The organism is Enterobacter cloacae complex sp. CDL013 (assembly GCF_049238805.1).
GTDB classification, from domain to species: Bacteria; Pseudomonadota; Gammaproteobacteria; order Enterobacterales; family Enterobacteriaceae; genus Enterobacter; species Enterobacter hormaechei_C.
The window spans coordinates 248,452-266,791 of sequence record NZ_JBMKGT010000008.1 but is presented as its reverse complement, the minus strand read 5'-3'; the positions used below and the strand labels follow the sequence as shown (position 1 = coordinate 266,791).

Annotated in this window: 17 protein-coding genes and 4 tRNA genes; 8 read left to right on the top strand and 13 right to left on the bottom strand. The window is 56.8% G+C overall.

All coding sequences use genetic code 11. The features are described from left to right. Both yigI and rarD read left to right on the top strand, forming a co-directional pair. A complete protein-coding gene (yigI, locus tag ACOTXD_RS18290; protein WP_006812366.1) occupies window positions 1-468 on the top strand; it encodes an acyl-CoA thioesterase YigI in 468 nt (155 codons plus the stop codon). A 51-nt stretch (window positions 469-519) separates the two neighbouring features. Next, window positions 520-1,416: an EamA family transporter RarD gene (gene rarD / locus ACOTXD_RS18285; protein WP_017694744.1), complete on the top strand. Its 897-nt coding sequence runs from the start codon at window positions 520-522 to the stop codon at window positions 1,414-1,416. 83 nt (window positions 1,417-1,499) lie between these two features. On the opposite strand, the gene corA is transcribed toward rarD, so the two are convergent. From corA to lptM, 8 genes are all read right to left on the bottom strand, one after another. After that, the gene (gene corA, locus ACOTXD_RS18280) at window positions 1,500-2,450 is read right to left on the bottom strand and encodes a magnesium/cobalt transporter CorA (RefSeq protein ID WP_032608220.1); all 951 of its coding nucleotides are present in this window, start codon (window positions 2,448-2,450) and stop codon (window positions 1,500-1,502) included. A gap of 150 nt (window positions 2,451-2,600) precedes the next feature. Next, complete coding sequence (ysgD, locus tag ACOTXD_RS18275; protein WP_212743980.1) at window positions 2,601-2,657, bottom strand: YsgD/CorL family protein; 57 nt, start codon at window positions 2,655-2,657, stop codon at window positions 2,601-2,603. A gap of 149 nt (window positions 2,658-2,806) precedes the next feature. Then, entirely contained in the window at window positions 2,807-4,969 is a 2,163-nt protein-coding gene (gene uvrD / locus ACOTXD_RS18270) for a DNA helicase II (RefSeq protein WP_017383586.1), read from the bottom strand. A 79-nt stretch (window positions 4,970-5,048) separates the two neighbouring features. Beyond that, a complete protein-coding gene (gene yigB / locus ACOTXD_RS18265; RefSeq protein ID WP_061856855.1) occupies window positions 5,049-5,765 on the bottom strand; it encodes a 5-amino-6-(5-phospho-D-ribitylamino)uracil phosphatase YigB in 717 nt (238 codons plus the stop codon). Then, window positions 5,765-6,667 carry a tyrosine recombinase XerC gene (gene xerC / locus ACOTXD_RS18260; RefSeq protein ID WP_022650173.1) on the bottom strand — a complete coding sequence of 301 codons (903 nt, stop codon included), beginning with the start codon at window positions 6,665-6,667 and terminating at the stop codon, window positions 5,765-5,767. Before xerC ends, yigB begins: the two co-directional genes overlap by 1 nt. Further along, entirely contained in the window at window positions 6,664-7,371 is a 708-nt protein-coding gene (locus tag ACOTXD_RS18255; RefSeq protein WP_003860814.1) for a DUF484 domain-containing protein, read from the bottom strand. The genes xerC and ACOTXD_RS18255 overlap by 4 nt, the downstream gene beginning before the upstream one ends. Continuing rightward, window positions 7,368-8,192 (bottom strand): diaminopimelate epimerase, encoded by an 825-nt coding sequence (dapF, locus tag ACOTXD_RS18250; RefSeq protein ID WP_022646661.1) that lies wholly within the window; start codon window positions 8,190-8,192, stop codon window positions 7,368-7,370. Before dapF ends, ACOTXD_RS18255 begins: the two co-directional genes overlap by 4 nt. A 35-nt stretch (window positions 8,193-8,227) precedes the next feature. Next, window positions 8,228-8,431, bottom strand: a complete 204-nt coding sequence (gene lptM / locus ACOTXD_RS18245; RefSeq protein ID WP_003860815.1) for an LPS translocon maturation chaperone LptM — start codon at window positions 8,429-8,431, stop codon at window positions 8,228-8,230. A 135-nt stretch (window positions 8,432-8,566) separates the two neighbouring features. On the opposite strand from lptM, the gene cyaY reads away from it, so the two are divergent. Further along, window positions 8,567-8,887, top strand: a complete 321-nt coding sequence (cyaY, locus tag ACOTXD_RS18240) for an iron donor protein CyaY (protein ID WP_003860816.1) — start codon at window positions 8,567-8,569, stop codon at window positions 8,885-8,887. A gap of 91 nt (window positions 8,888-8,978) precedes the next feature. Here the strand turns inward: cyaY and cyaA are convergent, their stop codons facing one another. Then, entirely contained in the window at window positions 8,979-11,522 is a 2,544-nt protein-coding gene (gene cyaA, locus ACOTXD_RS18235; protein ID WP_022650172.1) for a class I adenylate cyclase, read from the bottom strand. 350 nt (window positions 11,523-11,872) lie between these two features. Between cyaA and hemC the strand changes: the two genes are divergently transcribed. The 5 genes from hemC (at window position 11,873) to ACOTXD_RS18210 (ending at window position 17,345) form a co-directional block, all read left to right on the top strand. Then, window positions 11,873-12,814: a hydroxymethylbilane synthase gene (gene hemC / locus ACOTXD_RS18230; RefSeq protein ID WP_003860817.1), complete on the top strand. Its 942-nt coding sequence runs from the start codon at window positions 11,873-11,875 to the stop codon at window positions 12,812-12,814. Next, window positions 12,811-13,551 (top strand): uroporphyrinogen-III synthase, encoded by a 741-nt coding sequence (hemD, locus tag ACOTXD_RS18225; RefSeq protein WP_003860818.1) that lies wholly within the window; start codon window positions 12,811-12,813, stop codon window positions 13,549-13,551. Before hemC ends, hemD begins: the two co-directional genes overlap by 4 nt. A 20-nt stretch (window positions 13,552-13,571) precedes the next feature. Continuing rightward, on the top strand, window positions 13,572-14,765 hold the full coding sequence (gene hemX / locus ACOTXD_RS18220) for a uroporphyrinogen-III C-methyltransferase (protein ID WP_061856856.1): 1,194 nt from the start codon (window positions 13,572-13,574) through the stop codon (window positions 14,763-14,765). A gap of 2 nt (window positions 14,766-14,767) precedes the next feature. Then, window positions 14,768-15,967 (top strand): protoheme IX biogenesis protein HemY, encoded by a 1,200-nt coding sequence (hemY, locus tag ACOTXD_RS18215; protein WP_061856857.1) that lies wholly within the window; start codon window positions 14,768-14,770, stop codon window positions 15,965-15,967. Between the two features lie 166 nt (window positions 15,968-16,133). Beyond that, window positions 16,134-17,345 carry an MFS transporter gene (locus ACOTXD_RS18210; RefSeq protein WP_126501152.1) on the top strand — a complete coding sequence of 404 codons (1,212 nt, stop codon included), beginning with the start codon at window positions 16,134-16,136 and terminating at the stop codon, window positions 17,343-17,345. 505 nt (window positions 17,346-17,850) lie between these two features. On the opposite strand, the gene ACOTXD_RS18205 is transcribed toward ACOTXD_RS18210, so the two are convergent. The 4 genes from ACOTXD_RS18205 to ACOTXD_RS18190 all read right to left on the bottom strand — a co-directional run bounded on the left by ACOTXD_RS18205 (window position 17,851) and on the right by ACOTXD_RS18190 (window position 18,299). Further along, window positions 17,851-17,927 (bottom strand) — tRNA-Pro (locus ACOTXD_RS18205). A gap of 44 nt (window positions 17,928-17,971) precedes the next feature. After that, window positions 17,972-18,058: transfer RNA gene (locus tag ACOTXD_RS18200), tRNA-Leu, on the bottom strand. Between the two features lie 21 nt (window positions 18,059-18,079). After that, a tRNA-His gene (locus tag ACOTXD_RS18195) sits at window positions 18,080-18,155 on the bottom strand. A gap of 67 nt (window positions 18,156-18,222) precedes the next feature. Further along, window positions 18,223-18,299 (bottom strand) — tRNA-Arg (locus ACOTXD_RS18190). Between the last annotated feature and the right edge of the window lie 41 nt (window positions 18,300-18,340).

Sequence of the window (18,340 nt, the reverse complement as noted above, 5' to 3'; positions counted from 1 at the left end):
ATGTCAGCCACACTCACCGCCGAAGAAACCTTAAAGCTCGTGGGCGAGATTTTTGTGTACCACATGCCGTTCAACCGTGCACTGGGTCTTGAGCTGGAGCGATACGAAAAAGACTTCGCTCAGCTGAGTTTCAATAATCAGCCAATGATGGTCGGTAACTGGGCGCAAAGCATTTTGCACGGCGGGGTAATTGCCTCCGCGCTGGACGTGGCGGCCGGTCTGGTGTGCGTGGGCAGCACGCTGACGCGCCACGACACCATCAACGAAGATGAATTACGCCAGCGCCTGTCGCGCATGGGCACCATCGATTTACGCGTCGATTATCTGCGACCGGGACGCGGAAACCGCTTCACCTGTACCAGCAGCCTGCTGCGCGCCGGGAATAAAGTTGCCGTCGCCCGCGTTGAGCTGCATAACGAGGAGCAGGTTTATATCGCCAGCGCAACCGCCACTTATATGGTGGGTTGAGACGGCAAATTCGGGTAAAATTACTTCACTTTTTTGTAACGGATTTTCCCGATGGATGCTAAACAGACGCGGCAGGGCGTTTTACTCGCCCTTGCCGCTTATTTTATTTGGGGTATAGCACCGGCGTACTTCAAACTTATTGCCTATGTTCCGGCGGACGAGATCCTCACTCACCGCGTCATCTGGTCGTTTTTCTTCATGATTGCGCTGATGAGTATCAGCCGTCAGTGGTCAGGCGTCAAAACGCTGCTGAAAACCCCGAAGAAGGTCTTCCTGCTCGCCCTCTCTGCGGTGCTGATTGGCGGAAACTGGCTGCTGTTTATCTGGGCGGTGAATAACCATCACATGCTCGAAGCCAGCCTGGGCTACTTTATTAACCCGCTGGTCAATATTTTGCTGGGGATGATTTTCCTCGGCGAGCGCTTTCGCCGGATGCAGTGGGTGGCAGTGATTCTGGCCTTCTGCGGCGTGCTGGTACAGCTGTGGACCTTCGGCTCACTGCCGGTTATCGCCCTGGGGCTGGCGTTCAGCTTTGCCTTCTACGGCCTGGTGCGTAAAAAAATCGCCGTGGAAGCGCAGACGGGAATGCTGTTTGAAACCCTGTGGCTGCTGCCTGTCGCCGCGATCTACCTGTTCGGTATTGCCGACAGCGCCACCAGCCACATGGGCAGCAACCCATGGTCGCTGAACCTGATGCTGATGGCCGCGGGCGTGGTCACGACGATACCCCTGCTGTGCTTCACCGGCGCGGCAACGCGTCTGCGCCTCTCCACGTTGGGCTTCTTCCAGTACATTGGCCCGACGCTGATGTTCCTGCTGGCGGTGGTGTTTTACGGCGAGGTGCCGGGTGCGGATAAGATGGTGACGTTCGCCTTTATCTGGGTGGCGCTGGCCATCTTTGTTGCGGATGCGATTTATACCCAGCGCAGGGTGCGCAAAGGGCTGTGATGTTGCCCTCACCCTAACCCTCTCCCACAGGGAGAGGGAATTCGATCGTAGGGCGGGTAAGCGCAGCGCCACCCGCCAGATTTTTACAGCCAGTTCCGGCGTTTAAAATAGAGATACGGCGCCAGCCCGGCGAGGATCATAAAGATAATCGCCCCCGGGTAGCCAAAGCTCCACTTCAGTTCCGGCATAAACTCGAAGTTCATCCCGTAGCTGGAGGCCACCAGCGTCGGCGGCAGGAACACCACAGACACCACCGAGAAGATCTTGATGATGCGGTTCTGCTCGATGTTGATGAAGCCCATCGCCGCCTGCATCAGGAAGTTGACCTTCTGGAACAGGGATTCGTTGTGCGGCAGCAGGGATTCGATATCGCGTAAGATCTCACGCGCCTGCTCCAGCTGACCGCCCGGCAGACGCGCCTTGCGCACCAGGAAGTTCAGCGCGCGCTGGGTATCCATCAGACACAAACGCACCTTCCAGCCGATATCTTCCAGCTCTGCCAGCGTGGACAACGCTTCGTCGTACTCATCACCCTGATGGCCTTCCATGATCACGCGGCTCAGCTTTTCCAGGTCGCTGTAGATGTTTTCGATTTCATCCGCCAGCTGTTCGATTTTGGTTTCGAACAGATCCAGCAGCAGCTCATAGGCGTTACCGTCCATCATCGCCTGGCTGCGGGCGCGCATACGGTAGAGACGAAACGCAGGCAGTTCGCGCTCGCGCAGGGTGAACAGGCGGCCATCGCGAATGGTGAACGCCACAGTGGAGTTCCCCGCGTGGTCTTCGGCATCTTCGAAGAAGAAGAAGGAGTGAATGTGCAGGCCGTCTTCGTCTTCAAAAAAACGGGCGGATGCTTCGATGTCCTCCAGTTCCGGGCGCGTTGCCAGGCTTTGCCCCAGCTCAGATTGTACGCGAAGGCGCTCATCGTCGTCCGGCTCGACCAGATCCACCCATACGGCATCAATGAGGGGCTGTGACTCTTCGGCTTCAAGCCGAGTCAGTCGGTTATTTTCGAGTTGAAATGCGCTCAACATGACCGGGACTCCCAATGCAAAAAATATCGGACAGTTCGGTGGGCACACAGAAACAAATTGGGTTTCAGACCATTAAACAGCCTGACTCAGCGCGACGGGAATGATGCAGTCGCTGACAACCACTAAGGCCATCAGCAAGAGGAGATAGCCTTAGGAGTTGTTCCTGGATGACAGGGAATTGAGCCAGTATCTACTGGGTGTGTCCAAGGCGAATGTCCTCTTAGCGTAATCGTGCGCGCATGTTACGCCAGCAATAACTGTGGCGTCAACACGCAACGGAACGCTGAAGGGCATTAATTGACCTTCAACGTATAAGGCTAGCAGATTATTACAAAATAGTGATATTTTTCTGAAAGTTACACACTTTCCAGCTTGGCATAGGCTGCCACCAGCCATTTGATCCCCTGCCCCTGGAACGCTACCTGCAAACGGCTGTGCTCGCCGCTGCCTTCCAGGTTGACGATGGTGCCTTCGCCAAACTTCGAGTGGCGCACGCGCTGGCCCAGCTTGTAACCGGTGTCGGTTTCAGAGATCGGCGAGCCCATACGCTGATGGCTGACCGGACGGCTGATGCTGGCGCGCAGGCGCACCTCTTCCACACACTCTTCCGGCAGTTCGCCGATAAAGCGCGACGGACGGTGATACACCTCTTTCCCGTACAGGCGGCGGGTTTCCGCGTAGGTCAGAGTCAGTTTCTGCATCGCACGGGTCACACCCACGTAGGCCAGACGACGCTCCTCTTCCAGACGCCCGCCTTCATCCAGCGACATCTGGCTCGGGAACATCCCCTCTTCCATCCCGACGATGAACACCTGCGGGAACTCCAGACCTTTCGCGGAGTGCAGGGTCATCAGCTGAACCGCATCCTGCCAGGTATCGGCCTGCCCTTCACCCGCCTCCAGCGCGGCGTGAGAGAGGAATGCCTGCAACGGCATCAGGTCTTCGTCTTCTTCGTTGTAGCTGAACTGGCGCGTTGCCGTCACCAGTTCCTCTAAGTTCTCAATACGGGTCTGGCCCTTCTCGCCTTTTTCCTGCTCGTACATGGTGCGCAGGCCGGAATCTTTGATCACCCGGTCGGTCTGGACGTGCAGCGGCATGTCGGCCGTTTCCTGCGCCAGTGCGTCGATTAACTCCAGAAAGCGTTGCAATGCGCTGGCGGCGCGCCCGGCGAGGGCTTTTTCCTGTAACAGCTCGCGGCATGCCTGCCACAACGTGAGCTGACGATCGCGCGAGGCCTGACGCACCACGTCCAGCGTACGATCGCCGATGCCGCGCGTCGGCGTGTTCACCACGCGCTCAAATGCCGCATCGTCGTTACGGTTGGCAATCAGACGCAAGTACGAGAGCGCATCTTTGATCTCCTGACGTTCGAAGAAGCGCATACCGCCATAAATGCGGTACGGCATGCTCACCTGCAATAGCGCCTCTTCCAGCACGCGCGACTGGGCGTTGCTGCGATAGAGAATGGCACACTGCTCCAGCGCGCCGCCGTTCTCCTGCCAGGTTTTAATGCGGTTCACCACGAAGCGGGCTTCGTCGAGCTCGTTGAAGGCGCAGTAAATCGAAATCGGTTCGCCGTCGACGCCATCGGTCCACAGCTTTTTACCCAGGCGCCCGTTGTTGTTCTCAATCAGGGCGTTGGCCGCGCTCAGAATGTTGCTGGTAGAACGGTAGTTCTGTTCCAGACGGATGGTTTGCGCGCCGGGGAAATCGTTGAGGAAGCGCTGGATGTTCTCCACCTGCGCGCCGCGCCAGCCGTAGATAGACTGGTCGTCATCGCCTACGATCATCACCTTGCCGGTATCCCCGGCCAGCAGGCGGATCCAGGCGTACTGGATGTTGTTGGTATCCTGGAATTCGTCCACCAGGATGTTGGTAAAGCGTTCACGGTAGTGTTGCAGGATATGCGGTTTGTTCAGCCACAGCTCGTGGGCACGCAGCAGCAGTTCGGCGAAATCCACCAGACCGGCGCGATCGCACGCTTCCTGATAGGCCTTGTAGACGTTCTGCCAGGTCTGCTCGACCGGGTTACCGAAGCTCTGAATATGATGCGGACGCAGCCCTTCGTCTTTCTGACCGTTGATGTACCACATCGCCTGACGCGGCGGCCACTGCTTCTCGTCGAGGTTCATCGCCTTGATCAGGCGTTTCAGCAGGCGCAGCTGATCTTCGCTGTCGAGGATCTGGAAATCCTGCGGCAGGTTAGCGTCCATATGGTGCGCGCGCAGCAGACGGTGCGCCAGGCCGTGGAAGGTGCCAACCCACATGCCGCCCTGGCTGGTGCCCATCAGCTGTGCGATACGGTGGCGCATCTCCGCCGCCGCCTTGTTGGTGAACGTCACGGCCATAATCGAGTACGGCGAGCAGTTCTCCACGCTCTGTAGCCAGGCGATACGGTGAACCAGCACGCGCGTCTTACCACTGCCCGCTCCAGCCAGTACCAGCAGGTTTGTACGCGAGGCGGCAACCGCGTCACGCTGTTTATCATTAAGGCTGTCGAGCAGGTAAGAAACGTCCATTGGCACCGTCACGTCATGGCGGGCAGGCAAATGTTTCCACTCGCCAAAACCCTGTTAATTTATACAGAACAATTGATGATTATATCAGCGTCGTGAGGGATGCCAACCGTGAAATTTCCACGTGCGGCAGAAGACGGCTATCCGGCGTAGTCATCAGATCGGCATTTTCCGGCTTGATCCAGCAGGCCTGCATGCCGCAGCGGATCGCCCCGGCGACGTCCGTGGTCAGGTCGTCGCCCACGTGCAGGATCTCACCGAGCGGCAAATCCAGTTTTTCCGCTGCCAGATGATACATATCGTTGAACGGCTTCGAGCGTCCGTGCGGGCCCGCGCGCAGAACGAACTGAAAATAGTTCCCCAGACCAAACAGTTCAGGCTGAGCGTTGCCGTTGGTGATGGCCACCAGCGGCCACTTTTCGGCGAGCTTCGCCAGCGTGTCGTGGGTCTCCTGCGGCACGTCGATCCGACTGCGCCATTTGGCAAAGTTTTCCATGGCCGCTTCGGCACCCGTGGCCGCGTCCTGCGCGCTCAGGCCGGCATTGAGCATCGCCTGCTCAACCGCACGGCGGCGCCATTCGGTCACGTCGTGGTAAATGTCCGGCTCGGTTTCCCGCAGGGACTGACGCAGCTTCTGGAAGTCTTTGTTCTGCATCGTTTTCAGCGCAGGATGGTAGTTCTGCACAAACGCCAGCGACTCCTGCTCGGTACGCAGGATCACCGGACGATTGTCGTAAAGGGTGTCATCAAGATCAAACGTCAGGGCTGAGATCTGACCGAGTGGGCGGTAAAAACGCATTATTTCCCCCGTTTGGCGCGTGGATGCGCCGCGTCATACACCGAGGCAAGGTGTTGGAAGTCTAAGTGGGTATAGATTTGGGTGGTCGACAGATTCGCGTGACCAAGCAGCTCCTGTACCCCACGCAGGTCGCCGCTTGATTCCAGCATGTGCGTCGCAAAGGAGTGGCGCAGCTTGTGGGGGTGAACGTGGCTGTTCAGCCCCTGCTTAATGCCCCACTCCGCAAAGCGCTTCTGCACGTTACGCGCCGAGATCCGCTTGCCGAGTTTCGACAGGAACAGCGCATCTTCGTCGGCGCCAAACAGCCCGCGAAGGTCCAGCCAGTGCTCAATCCAGGAGACCGCATTGCGGCCGATCGGCAGGCGGCGCTCTTTGCTGCCCTTGCCCATCACCCACACCTCGCCGGATTCCAGATCGAGGTGCTTCAAGTCGAGGTTCACCAGCTCAGAGAGACGCAGGCCCGCGCCGTACATCACCTCCAGCATTGCGCGGTCGCGAACGGCCAGCGGATCGTTAAGATCGATATCTAGCAGGCGGTTTACGTCGTCGACGTCGATATTTTTCGGCAGATGACGCGGGGCTTTCGGCGTGGCGATCCCTTTCGCCGGGTTGGCTTTCAGACCGCCCTGACTGACCAGCCAGTCGAAGAAACTGCGCAGGGCAGAGAGCCGGAGCGCCAGGCTCGCCGGGCTTAAGTTTTTTTTACGGCTACGCACGACGAACCCGCGTACCGTGGCGGCGTCACATTGTTGCCAGCTTTTCAGGCCGATTTCATCGGCAATCTGCATGATGGCATCAAGCTGACGCTGATAGTTGAGCAGCGTAATAGGGCTGAGCTGACGTTCTACGCCCAGATAGCGCAGAAAGCGGGTGACGTCAGTGGCGAGCAGTCCGTCCGTCATACGCGCTCAATCCAGCGCTCCAGCAACTCAGGCAACATCAGGGCGATCTCCTGCAACAGTTGCGTACCCTGCCCCTGTTCATAGTGATGCGCGTCGCGGCTGGTAAATAACATCACGCCCAGGTCACCATCGCGCCCCATCAGCGACATCGCCACCGAGCCGATAGCTTTGGCTTCCGGCAGCACCACCAGCAGTTCTGGCCCGTTGAGCGGCCCCAGATAATGGTGCTCATGGCCCAGACGCTGAATGCGCAGCGGCTCAAACGCCTGACGGCTCAGCGCCAGATGGGTAAACCCGGACGGCGCGCCAATGCGCCAGCGGTCAGGGAAGAGACGGATCGTCGCGCCTGCCAGCCCCAGCTCGCGCGCCCAGCGGTGGAAGCGGTTGAGGAACTCTTCGAGACTGTGTGCGGAAGCCAGACGCGCCTGAAGGTGCAGAAGACGGTAGAACAGGCTTTCGTTATTGCTGGCCTGCTCCATCAGCAGCGTCATGTTCTCTTCGAGCTGATTGATGTGGTTGCGCGAGCGCGCCATGTGCCATTCAACCAGCGACACGGTCTCGCGAACCGGATGCGGCACGCGCATCCGTTCGACGACGCGTGCATTGCGGATAAAAAACTCAGGATTGTGCAGCAGATAATCCACAACAGTGCTGTCGTCCAGCTCTGTTACAGGTTCCCGCAGTTCTTCCCCTGGTTGCTTCATAGATGGATAAACCCGTCATAAACATGTGTCGCCGGGCCAGTCATGTACAGTGGATGACCCGCTCCTTTCCAGGCGATATCAAGCCGACCGCCTGGTAATTCCACGCGAACCTCTTCTGCCAGTAACCCCTGTGAGATACCGACGGCCACCGCCGCACAGGCACCGCTTCCGCAGGCCTGGGTTTCGCCCGCGCCGCGCTCGTAAACCCGCAGGCGAATATGTTCACGCTTCACCACTTGCATGAAACCGATGTTCGCCCGCTCCGGGAAGCGCTCGTGGCTTTCCAGCACCGGGCCGAGCGTTTCAACCGCCGCGGTTTGCACATCATCCACCTGAATCACGCAGTGCGGGTTACCCATTGAGACGACGCCGCACAATACTGTCTGCTCGGCGGCACGCATGATATAGGTCTTTTCCGCTTTGTTGGCGCGAAACGGCACGGCAGAGGGTTCGAAGTTCGGCTCTCCCATGTTCACGCGCACCAGTTCGTCGTCGGTGACGCTGAGCACCATCCGGCCATTGGCGGTGCTGACGCGGATATCGCGCTTGTTGGTCAGCCCTTTCAGCCGAACAAAGCGGGCAAAACAGCGCGCGCCGTTGCCGCACTGGGAAACTTCGCTGCCGTCGGCGTTAAAAATGCGATAGTGAAAGTCCAGGTCAGGATCGTAAGGCGGCTCCACCACCAGCAGCTGGTCAAACCCCACGCCCACGTGTCGATCCGCCAGACGACGGATCAGTTCCGGGGAGAAAAAGACATTCTGCGTTACCGCGTCGACGACCATAAAGTCGTTGCCAAGGCCATGCATTTTAGAGAACTGCATCATTTGCTCCATTGCGCGGGTACAGAACGTAATTGTCAGAGATTGACCTGAGTCGGGCCGCCGTTATTGCCGCGATCGTTGGTATCCGGCGTAGATGACTCGATACCACTTTGCACCGGTTTTGTCGGCGGTGGTGCGTTTTTATCCTCTGGCGGGAAGTACAGTGGTCCCTTCAGTCCACAGCCGGTCAGGCTAAACAGAGTGACAAGAACGACAAGCGTTCGGAAGACGTTTTTCATGTAGAGGTTGCCCGTAAGTTCAAATCTGTTTCTATCATCGCAGGAGAAGACACAAAAGCAAGAGTTTGCCGCTTTCCTGCAACGGGAATTATTTAGCGTTATACTGCCGCCATCACGAAAAACAGGAATAAAACCATGAACGACAGTGAATTTCATCGCCTTGCCGATACCCTGTGGATGACCATCGAAGAGCGTATCGACGACTGGGACGGCGACAGCGATATCGATTGTGAAATCAACGGCGGGATCCTGACCTTAAGCTTCGAAAACGGCAGCAAGATTATTATTAACCGTCAGGAGCCGCTTCACCAGGTGTGGCTGGCGGCGAAACAGGGCGGATATCACTTTGATCTGAAAGGTGACGAGTGGGTCTGCGACCGCAGCGGCGAAACGTTCTGGGATCTGCTGGAGCAGGCGGCGACCGCGCAGGCGGGTGAGGACGTGAGTTTCAGGTAGTTTTGTTGCCCGGTGGCGGCTACGCCTTACCGGGCCTACAACGGCTCGGACCGTAGGCCGGGTAAGCGATAGCGCCACCCGGCGAAAAGCCTCAGGAAAAATACTGCTGCAACAGCGGCGCAGTTTCCTGGTTAGCGGGCGCCGCAGGGGTAATCGCCTGCGTACGGAACGGGATCACCTGCGCTCGCCCATCCACATTCACAATCTGGTAGAACTGCGGCAGGTTGAAGTTGATAAAGCTTGAGCCGTAGGTAAAGCGATCGTGCGAAGACGAATAGAAGCGGCTGACGTCGCGCACCAGCTCCTCTTTGCTGCCTTCACAGTGGTGATACACCTCGGCACGGTTGGTTTCATCCAGAATGTAGATGTTAAACCCGGCATTATCGCCCGACTCTTCGAAGAAGAACTGAATAATCCCTTCACTCGCAAAGCCATCTACCACCTGCGGCAGCTTAACGTGATTGGTTTCCACCTGAACCGACAGGCCATGCAGTTTGTTGTGTGAAATCGCGCCGTAGAATTCAATGGCGTTCTCCAGCTTCTGCACCGACACGTTCAGGCGCTCAAAGAACAGGCCCCAGGTCTGGCCGGAGACGCGCAGCGCTTTAAAGCGCCCGGTTTCCTGACGGGTGCTGGAGAGACGCAGTTCGATGCACTCAGACACCAGCTGCTGCACGCGGGTACGAATCAGGCCGCGCAGGTGCTGGCTGTAGCAGAACACCTCCACGCTGTCCGGGGGTGCGGCATCCTGGTGCATCTTGCCGAGGATCGTTTTCAGCGCCTCGATCATCGCCTGCTCGCCGTTAAAGTGTAAGGTACGCACTTCGTTCCACGAGTTGCGGTACAGCAGATCCACGCTACCCACCAGGCAGTTTTGCTGCTCGCCGAAGCTAAAGACGTCCAGCTTGCGGAAGTCAAAGTGAACCACCTGATTGCGGAAGGCCGCCGTCGGGTCGTATTCCAGGTTGACGATGATCGCCAGATGGCGGATCTCACACGGGCTGTAGAGCGCCTTTGGCGTCGGCGCAGGCAGACGCAGTGGGAAGTGGTGCGAGACATCCGCCACCATCTCCTGCAACTTGGCTAAATCGACCACCTCGTTACCCTTGATAAACAACCGGGTGCGTGAGGTGAGAAGGCCGTTAAACCAGGCCCAGGCCACCAGCTTGTTCAGATAGCGGTTATATTCCAGCGGCTGATGGCTGATGATCGAATCCATGCTTGGCGCACGGTTGTACAGATACCACCCGGTGCGGTTTGCGCGGCCCGGCGGCACGTAGATAAAGGTCAGATTCGGCTCAGACAGGTCAGGCGAAATCTGTGGGTTAACCAGCGTAACCTTGCCCGGCAACGCTTCAAACGCGGCGTACAGTTTACGGGTCAGCACCCCGATATCCTGTGGGCTGGCAGAAACGCTAAGGTTGTTACGGCGGGCAAAGCGGATCAGGTTGCGGTAGCTCTGCATCATCGCATCAAGCAGTTCGTTGTGCGCCTCGCGCACCTGATCGATTTTCCAGTTGGCGCGGTTGTCCAGCATGGCGAGACGCGCTTCGTCCCATCCCCACTCTTTGACTAACTGGCTGACGACTTCACGACGCCAGCCCACGCAGGCGCGTTCGCGGCTCAGTTTTTCACAAACTTTGAGATAGAAACATCGACGCACCAGGTCAAGACGCGTGGCGTCCTCAATGGCTGTCAGGTATTCGGTGACGCGTTCCAGCATCATGCAGTAGGCATCAAGCCCGTAGGAGACGATCTCCCCGTCGTGCAGACGCTGTTTAATATCTTTCGCCAGCAGGCGCGGCGTGGGGTATTCCCAGGAGTAAGCTTCCAGCAGCAGGGTTTTCAGCACCGCTTTGTACGGTGAATCAATGCTCTTATAAAGCTGCCAGAGGCTTGCGCCAAAGTACTCTTCGGCGGACAGGGAGCTCAGGCCGCCCAGATCCAGCCACTCGTTTGGCGTCAGAACGCCCTGCGAGTAAAGCGACATGACGTAGTCGTCATAATTCTCTTCTTCATCGCACGGCACCATATTCCACAGAATACGTTTACCGGCCAGGCGAACGGCAGTACGGTAAAACTCATCCAGCAACAGGATGTGCTGAGTCGAGCCGCAGTCTTCACCACCCAGACTGCCGCTTTCGTTATGGCGGAAACGGTTTTCATCAATCAGGAAGAAGCTCACTTCCACGCCGAGCGACGCCGCCCAGCTCTCCAGCAGGCTGCATTTACGCTGCAACAGCTGGCGCTCTTCATTGTCGAGCCAGGACTGATGGCAGACCCAGATATCCAGGTCAGAAGAGCAGCTTTGCCCAACCGATGATGTGCTGCCCATGGAGTAAACCCCAGTAATCGGTAGCTCGCCTTTCGGCGAATCCTGCGGCGGCATACCACGGTAGAGTTCAAGTTCAGTCAGGTAATGCTGTTGGGTTTCATCAGGCGTGAAGAGGCAAATGCCTTGGGGAACGTTACCATCGAGGTAACCCGGCATTAGCGGATGGTGATAGTGCAACAATGTCGGCAGAAGACTGTATACCTGCTGGAAAGCAGGGCCCATGGCAGCAAGCGCGCGATCCACGCGCAATTGATTGATGGCATCCAGTCTCTGTTTCAGAGTCTCAATATAGAGGTACAAGACGTATCGCCTGATGTTTCCGGGTGTCGCATGCCAGTCAGAACAGAAAAAGCAGCGGACCCGCAGTATTTCAAAAAATAACCGTTACCCTTTTTTCGCCTTTTGCTTTTCTGGTGGTACAGACGAAAAAATGGTCTAAAACGTGATCAATTTAACACCTTGCCGGTTGACCGTAAAGAAAGATGCGCTACATACAAGTGTAGCACCGTTCTGTACGTGTAAATTCCTGAATACGGCGATGGCTGACGAATACGCCGCCCTGTCCCTCTCACTCTTCATCAACCGTAAAACTGCCATCCGAGTGTCAACAATGTTAGGATGGTTAGCGATTGATAATGACGGTAACAAGCATGTTAGACAATGTTTTGAGAATTGCCACACGCCAAAGTCCTCTTGCACTCTGGCAGGCACATTATGTTAAGCAGCGCCTGGAAGCCTGCCACACCGGATTACGCGTTGAGCTGGTGCCAATGGTTACGCGTGGCGATGTCATTCTGGATACGCCGCTGGCCAAAGTGGGCGGAAAAGGTCTGTTTGTCAAAGAGCTGGAGCTGGCATTGCTTGAGAACCGCGCCGATATCGCCGTGCATTCGATGAAGGATGTGCCCGTTGAGTTCCCGGAAGGGCTGGGGCTGGTGACCATCTGCGAGCGCGAGGATCCGCGCGATGCGTTTGTCTCTAATCGATATGACTCGCTCGATGCGTTGCCGGCAGGCAGCGTGGTCGGCACGTCAAGTTTACGCCGCCAGTGTCAGCTGGCTGAACGTCGCCCGGATCTGGTGATCCGTTCGCTGCGCGGGAACGTCGGCACACGCCTTGGCAAGCTGGATAACGGCGACTACGATGCCATTATTCTTGCGGTTGCGGGCCTGAAACGCCTGGAGCTGGAAGAACGCATTCGCGTGGCGTTGCCGCCGGAGCTGTCGCTGCCCGCCGTCGGCCAGGGCGCCGTCGGCATTGAGTGTCGTCTGGATGATGTGCGCACTCAGGCACTGCTGGCGCCGCTGAATCATGACGATACCGCCGTTCGCGTAAAAGCCGAGCGCGCGATGAATACACGCCTCGAAGGAGGCTGTCAGGTGCCAATTGGCAGCTATGCTGAATTAACTGACGGTGAACTGTGGCTGCGTGCGCTGGTTGGCGCGCCGGACGGCTCGCATATGGTTCGCGGTGAACGTCGCGGCAAACCGCAAGATGCCGAGGCGCTTGGCGTATCGCTGGCGGAAGAGCTGCTAAATAACGGCGCACGTGAAATTCTGGCCGAGGTCTATAACGGAGAGCCCCCTGCATGAGCATACTTGTCACCCGCCCTTCTCCCGCAGGAGAGCAGTTAGTGAGCCGTCTGCGCGCACTGGGGCAGGTGGCCTGGAGTTTTCCGCTGATTGAATTCTCCCCCGGTCGCGAGCTGCCTGAGCTCGCTGACCAGATGCGTCTCTTGCAGGAAGGCGATCTGCTCTTTGCGCTGTCGCAGCATGCCGTGGAGTTTGCCCATGCGCAGCTGCAACAACAGGGCGTTCGCTGGCCTCACGCCCCCCGCTATTTCGCCATCGGGCGCACTACGGCGCTGGCCTTACATACCGCGAGCGGAATCGATGTTCGTTACCCGTTAGATCGGGAAATCAGCGAAGTCTTGCTACAATTACCTGAATTACAAAACATTGCCGGAAAGCGCGCGCTTATTTTGCGCGGCAACGGTGGCCGCGAACTGCTGGGCGAGACGCTGCGCGAACGCGGCGCAGACGTGACGTTTGTGGAGTGCTATCAGCGCTGTGCAAAACACTATGATGGCGCGGAAGAAGCAATGCGCTGGCACGCCCGCGGTATTAATACGCTGGTGGTCACCAGCGGTGAAATGTTACAACAGCTTTGGTCGCTGATTCCGCTTTGGTATCGCGAAAACTGGTTACTCCGCTGTCGGCTTCTGGTCGTCAGTGAGCGTCTGGCGAACCACGCCCGGGAACTGGGCTGGCAGGATATTCGGATCGCTGAAAACGCCGACAACGATGCGCTGCTGCGCGCATTACAATAACTCTCAAATGGGAAGCCATAATGACGGAACACGAAAAATCCTCCGCCGTGGTTGAAGAGACCAGGGAGACTGTGGACACCACGTCACAGCCAGAGACGACAGACACAACCGTTGAGAAGAAAAACGGCAGCAATAAAACCAGCCTCACGCTGAGCGTGATTGCCATCGCGATTGCGCTGGCCGCAGGCGTGGGTCTCTACGGACTGGTGAAGAAACAAGGCACCAACCAGACGGCCACCAGCGACGCGCTGGTTAACCAAATCACTGCCCTACAGAAAGCGCAGGAGACGCAAAAAGCTGAGCTGGAAGGTGTGATCAAACAGCAGGCTGCCGCCCTCGCCGACGCGAACAGCAAACGTGAAGAGTTGACCAAACAGCTGAGCGAAGTGCAGGAAAAAGTCGCCACAATTTCGGGAACCGATGCCAAAACATGGCTACTTTCACAGGCCGATTTTCTGGTGAAACTGGCCGGGCGCAAGCTCTGGAGCGATCAGGATGTCACCACCGCCGCCGCGCTGCTGAAAAGCGCCGACGCAAGCCTGGCTGATATGAACGATCCGAGCCTCATCAACGCACGCCGCGCTATTACGGAAGATATCGCCAGCCTGTCCGCGGTTTCTCAGGTCGACTACGACGGTATCATCCTTAAGGTGAATCAGCTCTCGAACCAGATTGATAACCTTCAGCTGGCCGATAACAACGACGATGACTCTCCGATGGATTCCGACGGTACCGAGCTGTCCAGTTCCCTGAGCGAATGGCGTATCAACCTGCAAAAGAGCTGGCAGAACTTTATGGACAGCTTTATAACCATTCGCCGCCGCGATGAAACTGCCGTGCCGCTGCTGGCACCGAACCAGGACGTCTATCTACGCGAAAACATTCGTTCCCGCCTGTTGGTCGCGGCGCAGGCCGTGCCGCGTCACCAGGAAGAGACCTACAAACAGGCGCTGGATAACGTTTCAACCTGGGTACGTGCTTACTACGATACCAATGATGCAACCACGACCGCGTTCCTTGAGGATATCGACAAGCTGACCCAGCAAAACATCACCATGAACGTACCGGACAAGCTGGAAAGCCAGCCGATTCTGGAGAAGATCATGCAGACGCGCGTGCGTAACTTGCTGGCCCAGCCGGGCGTTCCGGCAGAGCGTCCGGCTGAAGCACCTGCCGCCGCGCCAGCGCCTGAAAGCGCGCCGCAAGGAGAGTAATGATGCTAAAAGTCTTCTTACTCTTCATCCTGCTGATCGCCGGGATTGTACTGGGGCCGATGCTTGCGGGTCACCAGGGTTACGTATTGATCCAGACCGATAACTACAACATCGAAACCAGCGTAACAGGGCTGGTGATTATCCTGATCCTGGGTGTGGTCGTTCTGCTGGCAGTGGAGTGGCTCCTGCGTCGTATTTTCCGTACCGGCGTACATACGCGCGGCTGGTTCGTTGGCCGTAAGCGCCGTCGCGCCCGTAAGCAGACCGAGCAGGCATTGCTGAAGCTGGCCGAAGGTGACTATCAGCAGGTTGAAAAGCTAATGTCGAAAAATGCCGACCATGCAGAACAGCCGATTGTTAACTATCTGCTGGCCGCTGAGGCGGCGCAACAGCGAGGCGATGAGGCCCGCGCCAATCAGCATCTTGAACGCGCGTCTGAGCTCTCTACTAAGGATCCGATTCCGGTTGAGATCACCCGCGTTCGTCTGCAACTGGCGCGCAATGAAAACCATGCCGCACGTCACGGCGTTGACCGTCTGCTGGAAATTACCCCTCGTCATCCGGAAGTGCTGCGTCTTGCTGAGCAGGCATATATTCGGACCGGTGCATGGGGCTCGCTGCTGGACATTATCCCTTCCATGGCGAAAGCCGACGTGGGCGATGATGAACATCGTGATGAACTTCAGCGTCTGGCCTGGATTGGCCTGATGGATCAGGCGCGCGCCGATCTCGGCAGCGACGGCCTGAAAACCTGGTGGAAAAACCAGAGCCGCAAAACGCGCCAGCAGGTTCCTCTTCAGGTTGCGATGGCAGAACATCTGATTGAGTGTGACGACCATGACACCGCGCAGGAGATCCTCCTCGACGGTCTCAAGCGACAGTATGATGACCGCCTGGTGATGGTCATCCCGCGTCTGAAAACCAACAATCCGGAACAAATTGAAAAAGCACTGCGCCAGCAGATCAAAACCGTGGGCGATCGTCCGCTGCTGTGGAGTACGCTGGGCCAGTCTCTGATGAAACACGGCGAGTGGCAGGAGGCGAGTCTCGCCTTCCGCGCCGCGCTGAAGCAACGCCCGGACGCATTTGATTACGCCTGGCTTGCTGATTCGCTGGACAAGCAGCACAAGCCGGAAGAGGCCGCAGCTATGCGCCGTGATGGGCTGTTATTGACGTTGCAAAATAACGGAACGCAGCAGTAATTAAAAGGAGGCCAGATGGCCTCCTTTTTTTATCTCATTTCTCCTGCTACATTCTTTTAACACTCACCTGCAAACGAACCCGCCAATGTAACGATGTCTTTTCCTTAACCTTTTTTGCACACGCGCTTACCCGCGTGGAATAAACCGTTTCTGAAAGGATATCGTCATGAACTCGCTTTTATATGCGCTTTTCGAAGCGCTGCGGTGCCATCGCTGGCTCCGCCTGCTGGCCTGCGCCTTTATCTTTAGCTCCCTGGGTAATGGCTTAACTCAGGTTGTTGTTTTCGGATTATTGTTACAGTGGTCAGCCCCGTCAGCGCTGTTAACCCTCGCCTTCCTTTTTGCTACGGTGCCCGGTTTTATCGGCAGCCTGATGGGTGAAAAGCTGTGCCAGCGGTTTTCACCTCTCTACCTGTTGATGCTGACCGAATGGCTGGGCTTGCTCGCCCTGCTCTTTCCCCTTTCAGGCGCACATTACCACAGCATACCGGCGCTGCTTGCGGTGCAATCCACAGAAGCGTTGCTGAGCGGGATGAGCTGGCCTGCGTTAACGCTGCTGTTTAAACGCGGACTGCATGAGGCAGAACTGCCTGCGGCAACGTGTCTGGAAAATGTGATTTTTGCCTCCCAGGTTTTGTTAGGAACCGGGCTGGGTGTGGTGTTGTTCCAGCGCATCCCGGTCTTCGCCTTACTGGTCATCGACGCCGCCAGTTTTATGGGATCGCTGGTCATGCTGCTTCTCGCAGAACGCCAGTATGTAGCGCGTCCAGCACCGTTGCCTGTCGGGGACCCTCAACCTGTGGCATTGCGCTGGCAAACTCTGACCCTTCGACAAAAACGCAGTTTGCTGATTTTGCCTGCCCTTGCTGCCGTAGGCTCGCCAGCAATGGCGTTGCTGCCAGCACTGGCGCAGCAGATCAACCCCGAGAATGCCGCTGGGCTTGCGCTGCCCTTGCTTTTTGCCAGAAGCCTGGGACAGCTTTGTGGCCCCTTGCTGCTCAGAAAAGAGAGTCTGACGCGCTTTGCAGCAAGAACGCCTTTGCTACTTAGCTGTCTTGCTCTTTTTCTGGCAGCCTATGGGTTGCTTCCGTTTTTATCCGCATGGGTCGTGCTTGCGCTGGGGATGATCTTTATCGCGCATCTGGCGTCGAATATCGTTTTTGCGGCGGGTACGTTTGGGGTACTGAGTAATTTTCAGGCTATACAGATATCCGCTGCCAGCGGTAAGGCCTGGCGCTGGCAAACGTTGAGCGCTTCCCTTTTTACGGGCCTCGCCGCAATGACAGCGACGATATTGGGAGCGGCTCAGACGCTATATGCTGTCTCTGCTATCGCTCTGCTGTTGGTGGCGCTGGTCCTGGCCCATTATCGTGAATAAGGCATAAAAAAACGCCTGCTATAAAAGCAGGCGTTAAAACAGGTCTGTAAGACAACATATTTGGTGCTTCACTCAACGTTGTGTCCATGGTGTCTGATGAGGCCGAAGCGACATCTGTCAGTGGACGATAAGCACCGTAAACGGCTCTGCGTCATTCCTGAGTTTATGAGGCCTAAAGGCGAACATAAGAGATGGAATGAGCATCTACACGCATATTATTGCATGTAATGTGCCAGGTTTACACGCAGAACTTTTACATCGCGCAACATTTTAAGATAAAAGGAAATTATGTTGTTAAGAACCGCCTGAAGCCATACAACATCGCGCTAAAGTCGGTGATCTGTCGCCACAAGGAGACAGGTTAAGAGGTGAAATAATAAATACTTAAATATTAATGGTTTATATGTCGCTGAATCGCGACAAGGATATGGGGTGTTGTCGGGAAATGACTACAGGATAAAAAAACGCAGAAAACAAAAAACCCCGCCGAAGCGGGGTTCAAAATTGGTCGGCGAGAGAGGATTCGAACCTCCGACCCACTGGTCCCAAACCAGTTGCGCTACCAAGCTGCGCTACTCGCCGATGTACTGCTTTTTTGAATTTTTAGTTCAACTCATTAAAAGTCGTGGTGCGAGGGGGGGGACTTGAACCCCCACGTCCGTAAGAACACTAACACCTGAAGCTAGCGCGTCTACCAATTCCGCCACCTTCGCAATTCACAACTCTTTCAATAATGGGGTGGCTAATGGGATTCGAACCCACGACAACTGGAATCACAATCCAGGGCTCTACCAACTGAGCTATAGCCACCACTGTATTCTTTCACGCGGTTCTGACTACTTCTCAGACCACCGCAGCTCTAGCGCCGGGACTAAAATGGCGCGCCCGACAGGATTCGAACCTGAGACCTCTGCCTCCGGAGGGCAGCGCTCTATCCAGCTGAGCTACGGGCGCTTAGCGCCGTTGCGGGGCTGGATATTACGTACCTCCGTCCC